Annotated in this window: 8 protein-coding genes; 7 read left to right on the forward strand and 1 reads right to left on the reverse strand. The window is 62.9% G+C overall.

The genetic code is table 11. The features are described 5' to 3' along the window. Nucleotides 1-2 precede the first annotated feature (2 nt). From rpsD to HRF45_06060, 7 genes are all read left to right on the forward strand, one after another. Nucleotides 3-641, forward strand: a complete 639-nt coding sequence (rpsD, locus tag HRF45_06030) for a 30S ribosomal protein S4 (protein ID MEP0766086.1) — start codon at nt 3-5, stop codon at nt 639-641. A 40-nt stretch (nt 642-681) separates the two neighbouring features. Continuing rightward, on the forward strand, nt 682-1677 hold the full coding sequence (locus HRF45_06035; GenBank protein MEP0766087.1) for a DNA-directed RNA polymerase subunit alpha: 996 nt from the start codon (nt 682-684) through the stop codon (nt 1675-1677). 12 nt (nt 1678-1689) lie between these two features. Next, nucleotides 1690-2121, forward strand: a complete 432-nt coding sequence (gene rplQ / locus HRF45_06040; protein MEP0766088.1) for a 50S ribosomal protein L17 — start codon at nt 1690-1692, stop codon at nt 2119-2121. 12 nt (nt 2122-2133) lie between these two features. After that, on the forward strand, nt 2134-2925 hold the full coding sequence (gene truA / locus HRF45_06045) for a tRNA pseudouridine(38-40) synthase TruA (GenBank protein MEP0766089.1): 792 nt from the start codon (nt 2134-2136) through the stop codon (nt 2923-2925). Then, nucleotides 2922-3350 (forward strand): 50S ribosomal protein L13, encoded by a 429-nt coding sequence (gene rplM / locus HRF45_06050; protein ID MEP0766090.1) that lies wholly within the window; start codon nt 2922-2924, stop codon nt 3348-3350. Before truA ends, rplM begins: the two co-directional genes overlap by 4 nt. 7 nt (nt 3351-3357) lie before the next feature. After that, nucleotides 3358-3753, forward strand: a complete 396-nt coding sequence (gene rpsI, locus HRF45_06055; protein ID MEP0766091.1) for a 30S ribosomal protein S9 — start codon at nt 3358-3360, stop codon at nt 3751-3753. An 87-nt stretch (nt 3754-3840) separates the two neighbouring features. Beyond that, on the forward strand, nt 3841-5076 hold the full coding sequence (locus HRF45_06060; protein ID MEP0766092.1) for an MFS transporter: 1236 nt from the start codon (nt 3841-3843) through the stop codon (nt 5074-5076). On the opposite strand, the gene HRF45_06065 is transcribed toward HRF45_06060, so the two are convergent. Then, a complete protein-coding gene (locus HRF45_06065) occupies nt 5073-5483 on the reverse strand; it encodes a hypothetical protein (protein ID MEP0766093.1) in 411 nt (136 codons plus the stop codon). The genes HRF45_06060 and HRF45_06065 overlap by 4 nt on opposite strands. Nucleotides 5484-6272 lie beyond the last annotated feature (789 nt).

Genomic DNA, 6272 nt, shown 5'->3' on the forward strand with positions numbered 1-6272 from the left:
GAGTGTCAGTAGTCTGGGAATCGAGGTGCCGATACTGCCGCAGGGCGCTGCAGAAGCTGTACCTGAAGGGCGATCGGTGCCACACCAGGAAGTGCGCGATGGAGCGCGAGCAGCGAGTGAAGGCCCCCGGGCAGCATGGTCAAGCGGGTCAGAAGCCGCGTATCACGGAGTACGGCGAGCAGCTCTACGAAAAGCAGAAGCTGAAGAGGATGTACCAGCTCCGCGAGGGCCAGTTCTCGAAGTACATGGAGCTAGCTCAGCGACGGCGTGGCCCTACGGGCGAAAACCTGCTCCAGTTGCTCGAGATGCGACTGGACAACGTCGTGTACCGCCTGGGCTGGGCGGTCTCTCGTGGCATGGCGAGACAGATGGTTTCGCATCGCTTCTTCACCGTGAACGGACGGCGAGTCAGTGTGCCCAGCATCCAGCTCCGTCCGAACGACGTTGTGGATTTGCATCCCTCGAAGCGGGACACCGCGCTAATCAAAGCGAGTCTGGCCCGCATGGCCACTCATAACCCCGGCTCGTGGCTCGAGCTGGATTCCAATACCTTTGCAGGCAGGGTGCTACATGCGCCCGCAAGAGACGAAGTCACGACCGACATCAAGGAGCAGATGATTGTTGAGTATTACACCCGATAGCGAACGCGAGTTCGAGCCGACCCCGGCCGAACAGCAGGCGCTGCCCCAGATCGGGCTCATCGATCAGACCGAGTTCTCTGGGCGCTTCGTGTTGGAGCCGCTGGAGCGGGGATATGGTCATACGATTGGCAATGCATTGCGGCGCGTGCTGCTCTCGTCCATTCGGGGCTGTGCCATTACGGGCATCAAGGTGGACAAAGTATTACATGAGTTCGCCGCTATCCCCGGGATCAAGGAAGACGCGACCGAGCTGATTCTGAACCTGAAGGACATCGCCGTGCGAGTGGACCACGACGTGCGGCCGCCTGCAGGGGAGGACATCACGTTGACGCTGGACGTGAAGGGCCGTGGCAAGGTTACGGGCGCCGACATACAGTGTCCCCCGGGCGTAGAGATCACCACCCCAGAGACCTATCTGGCAACCATCAGTGAGAAGGATGCCGCGTTGCGGATGGAGATCTACGTGAGCACCGGTGTCGGATACGTGCTGCCGGAGAAGCACGAGAAGCACCGTCAGGTAATCGGCGTGATTCCCGTGGGCTCGCAGTTCACACCCGTCCGAAGGGTCAGCTACCATGTGGACTCGACTCGTGTTGGCTACAAGACGGACTTCGAGCGGCTCGTTCTCGACGTGGAGACCAACGGCACCGTCTCGCCCGCCGAAGCGGTCGCGGAAGCCGGGCAGATGCTCGCGCGTTACTTCCAGATGTTCACCGACCTCGTGGAGCAGCCAGTCTACGAAGGCGAGCGACCCAAGGAGCAGGTGCTCGAGGGGCTGGAGCACGTGCCAGACAAGCGGATCGAGGAGATGGACTTCTCCCAGCGCACGTTCAACTGCCTGCGTCGGGCCAGCCTACTCACTCTGCGCGAGCTGGTCCAGGTCACCGAGAGCGATCTCAATAACATCCGAGGGTTCGGCAAGAAGTCCCTCTCCGAGGTGAAGGAGAAACTGTCAGCGCTCGGGTTGGAGCTTCGGCCCCCGAAGGGCGGCACGAAGCAGGCCTACGTCGAAACAGACGAGGACGACGAGGGCTAGGGAGCACGCACCATGCGACATCGAACTCAACACCGAAAACTGGGCCTGCCGAGTGATCAGCGCAAGCACCTTTTGAACAACCTGGTGCGGCAGATGGTGATGCACGGCCGCGTGCATACCACCTTGTATCGTGCCAAAGAGGTCCGGCCACTCGTGGAGAAGCTGGTGACGACCGCGAAGACCGACACGCTGCACGCCCGGCGATTGGCGAGACGAGTGCTGGTAGGCCACTCGGCCAGGCAAACCGGCCGGCGCGTCAAACTCATGAAGCCGAGTGAGCTCGAGGCCAGAAGCCTGATCACCGGCGAGGACCTGGTCAAGCACCTGTTCGACAAGGTGGCGCCCCGCTTCAAGGAGCGCAACGGCGGCTACACGCGCATCGTTCGAACCGGGTATCGGCGGGGCGATGCCGCTCCGACCGCGCTGCTGGCTTTCGTCGAGTAGCCGACACGAGCAGTGCCCATCGTCCTAGTTGTCGAGTACGATGGCACCGAGTTTCACGGATTTGCCCGGCAGCCGGGGCAGAGAACGGTTGCAGGCGTCCTGACTGACGCCGTAGCCCGGATCGAGGGCCAGAACCTTGAGTTGTTTGGAGCAGGCCGCACCGACAGCGGCGTGCACGCGAGGGGACAGACGGTTCATTTCGAGAGCCGCCTGCCCATCCCGCCAGCCCGGTGGCGAAAGGTCCTGAACCGCTCGCTGCCCAGGGACTTGCAGGTGAGAAGCGCGCGCAAGGAGCCTGATGGATTCCATGCGCGGTTCTCGGCAACTTCGCGCGTGTATCGCTACACGTGGTTGTGCAGAGCCTACGCAAGCCCGTTCGCAACGCGGTTCGCGTATCACGAGCCGAAAACGCTCGACGCCGAGCGGATGAACGAAGCGGCACAGGTGTTTCTCGGCGAGCACGACTTTCGTGCTTTGGCTAAGGCCGAGGCTTGGAAGGGACCCACCTGCCGGGGCATTCTGTCGGCAGGCGTGCGGCGAGTCGGTCCGCACGTGCGCTTCGACGTAGAGGGCACGGGCTTTATGCAGGGCATGGTTCGTATGATGGCCGGCGCACTGTCCGAAGTCGGCCTGGGTAGATGGTGTATCGAGGAGGTGCGTCGCCTGCTGAATGAGCCCATGGCGGCGAGGCGACCCCCGATGCTCCCGGCACACGGGCTTTGCCTGATGAAGGTGAACTACGCGCAGACAGGCCGTGAGGCGGCTGTCGCAACGAACAAGTGGACGGACGAGGAAGACGAATGATGACAACCTTTTCGGCGAAACCGAAAGAAGTAGACAGGGATTGGTACGTCATAGACGCGGCGGGCAAGCCCCTAGGCCGCGTAGCCAGCCGTGCCGCGCAGGTACTCCGTGGAAAGTACAAGCCTACGTTCACGTACAACCAGGACGTCGGCGATCACGTGATCGTGGTCAACGCCGAGAAGGTGGTGCTAACGGGCAACAAGCGCGAGGAGCTGATCTATTGGCACACCACGTGGCCGGGGGGCCTGCGGTCGATCTCTCGTGGCAAGGTGCTGGACACGCGCCCGGAGCGATTGCTCCAAAGGGCCATCTGGGGCATGACCCCGAAGACAAGACTCGGTAGGCGAATCATCCGCAAGTTGCGCATCTACCGCGGGATGGAGCATCCGCACGCGGCGCAGAACCCGAAGACGCTGGAGGTATAGAACAGGAATGTCCGACAAGGTTCGATGTTACGGGACGGGAAGGCGAAAGACCGCCGTGGCCCGCGTATGGATTCAGCCAGGGTCGGGGAACATCACCGTCAACGGTCGCAAGGCAGAGGAGTACTTCGGGAGGCCGACGCTGGCTGCCATCATTGAGGCTCCGATGAAGGCCGTGGACCTCATCGGGCGCCTGGACGTGACGGCTACCGCAAAGGGCGGCGGCACATCCGGCCAGGCAGGAGCACTGGGACACGGCATCGCCAGAGCAATCCTCGAGTACGATGCGGACCTTCGAACTCCGTTGCGCCGAATGGGATTCCTGACCCGCGATCCCAGGGTCAAGGAACGCAAGAAGTACGGTCGTAAGCGCGCACGACGCGGGTTCCAGTTCGTCAAGCGCTAGCACAGCGCGCCCGGATTCACTGGGGCACGTCCGCGGCTCGATTCCGGCGGCGTGCCCCTTGGACTTTCTATGGTCGAGACGCGCGATATGCAGTCGGTAGAGGGGTTCGGGGCGAGCCTTCCCGTTTGGCGCCGTCCTCGCATTCTCTCGCTGCTGGTCATCGCCGTCTGTGCCGAGCTAGGCTACGCGGTGCTCAACATCTCTGCGATGCCGCCCTATCTCTATCTGGAGCTCGGCGTCTCGCCCAAGTTCATCGCGCTGATCATCACCGTCTTCCTCGTGTCGGAGGCGGTGTTCAAACAGTTCATGGGCCATCTGGGCGACCGGAACGGTCGGCGGAATATGTTGGTGGTCGCGCCCGTCATCTCCGTCTTTACTGCTCTGATGAGTGCGGTGACGCACAACGCCTGGGGGTTCGTGCTGCTCCGAATCGCAGATGGTATCGGCGCAGCCATGATCTGGCCCAACGCCTTCGCAGCGGTGGGCGGCGCGGTGACGAAGGAGGAGCGGGCCGAGGCGCTGAGTGCCCTCAATATGTGCTACTGGTTGGGCATTGCTCTCGGGCCGTTCCTGGACGGGCTCGTCGTGAAGCTCACAGGGATGCGAGTGGCGTCCTTCTATCTCGTCGCACTGCTCTTCGCAGTCGCATCGTTTGTCGCGTGGCGCTGGGTGCCTGCCGACGGGCGACAGCAGTCCGTCGTGACGAGTGACGGAGTGGAAGAGCCGAACCACATCCCGAGGCCCGCAGAGCTGCTCGCCATCATGCGCGAGGTACCCGGTCACATGCTCCTCTCGATGCTTACCTTCGTTGGCATCGGATTCCCTACGACGATGGTAAAGCTCTATGCCCACAAGGCGCTGAAGATAACGGACCTCGAGTTCGGTGCCATCGTGCTGCCTGCCGCCATCGCTATGGCGGTACTTAGCATGCCGATGGGGCGCATGGTGGAGCGCGTGGGGCGTCCTGCGTCCGTGCGAATCGGGCTCCTTACCGGTGCCGCCGGGCTATGGATCATCGCCTTCACGTTGAACAAGTGGATTCTGGCGCTCGTTGGCTCGATCGTCGGCCTGGGGTTCATTCTGGCCATTCCGGCATGGCTCGCGCTGGTCAGCGACATAGACGAGAAGCGCCGGGGCTCCTTCCTTGGGGCAATCCAGACTGCGCAGGGTGTCGGAGCCGTGATCGGGGCGCCGCTGGGCGGCGTGCTGTTCGAGAAGGTGAGTCTGAACGCGCCGTTTGTGGGCACGGCTATCGCGCTCTCGGTCGCTGCGCTCGTCAGCTTCGTCGTTATCCGCGGTCCGCGGCCTTCGGCGCACGCCTAGAGGCCGGTGCTGATGGAGCCGGGAGCCGTCTCCCCGGGCGCGGTGGGGCCGCCCGACCCCGAGCCTGAGCCGAGGGGGCTGAGGTCGCCACCTTCCAAGTAAGGTCGGTCCGGACCCACTGCCCCAGGCGGGGGCTGGATGGTTGGTCTCGGCGTCGTTCCATCATCCAACGCGGGGGCTTCGAACCCGGCAGGCGGGCGCTCTGGTAGTCGCTCGGTGGCGCCGATGTCCGTCAGTGGCGCCTGGGAGGCGTCGGATTTCGGCGGTGCCTTCCCCGATTCCGGGATCTCCACCTTCGGGCGCATCTTCTCTATGTCAATCGGGGTGAGCTGGCCCGACTGCTCCTGGCAGCCAACGAGCCAGGCTGCCGCAAGCACCGCCGGGGCGAGTGTGACGAAGGCTTTCACACAGGGATTCTTGGCCGACGCGGGCTCCTAACCTAGGTTGCTCCCTGGGCCACGTCTCGACATGGCCGTCTGTCAGGCGCGTCGTGGTGGGTGGAACTCGACTGCGTCTCTGGGCGGATTCCGTGTGCGGCCAGCACACGCCCTCAGAACGGGAGTATCGTGTCTGGGGGATCTGGGGGCGCACTCTTTCCCTCCAGGAAGATAGACACCCCAGCACACCTACCAGGTTGTGGGATTCTGCACTTTTTGCGGCTCCGGAGAGGTAACGTTTTGGGGTGGAAGTGACTCCTATTCGATGGAGAACCTCCCCGTTTCCGGTATTCTTACCGGTGCCGACCCCGAAAGGCCGGGATAGGATGAGAGAGGCTCCGAGAGTACCGGGGTGTGCTTATGCTTTGTCTGAATGCTTCTCCTTGGATGGGTCGTAAGGTCGGAGTACCCGGCCCCTGCCCCGAGAATGTCGCTGGGCTCTGGCACACCCTGTCTTCCCGGCGTCAGTCCGCCGGCGTGTCATCTCCCCTGTCATTCCGAGCGAAGCGAGGGATCCCCCTCTGAAGAAAACCGCCCTCCCGTAACCCCGTGTGTGCAGGCAGCCTCCAAGGGGAGAGAAAGCGATTCCTCGCTTCGCTCGGAATGACAGGGGAGCCAACGCCGGGAGCGTCGTGGCTCATATAGATGGAGTATGCAGTGTGCCGTACGGTTCGTTCTACGACTACTTCAGCCACCGTATGCAGAAGCGTAACATCGGTCTGATGCTGATGGGTGGCTGGGATACGACGGCGATCTTCG

The sequence above is a fragment of the Fimbriimonadia bacterium genome, assembly GCA_039961735.1.
Taxonomy (GTDB): Bacteria; Armatimonadota; Fimbriimonadia; order Fimbriimonadales; family JABRVX01; genus JABRVX01.

Excerpts from the sequence above, each read along its gene's own strand:
- rplQ (MEP0766088.1), top strand. The coding sequence starts at position 1,690 with ATGCGACATCGAACTCAACACCGAAAACTGGGCCTGCCGAGTGATCAG.
- rplM (MEP0766090.1), top strand. The coding sequence starts at position 2,922 with ATGATGACAACCTTTTCGGCGAAACCGAAAGAAGTAGACAGGGATTGG.
- rpsI (MEP0766091.1), top strand. The coding sequence starts at position 3,358 with ATGTCCGACAAGGTTCGATGTTACGGGACGGGAAGGCGAAAGACCGCC.
- HRF45_06060 (MEP0766092.1), top strand. The coding sequence starts at position 3,841 with ATGCAGTCGGTAGAGGGGTTCGGGGCGAGCCTTCCCGTTTGGCGCCGT.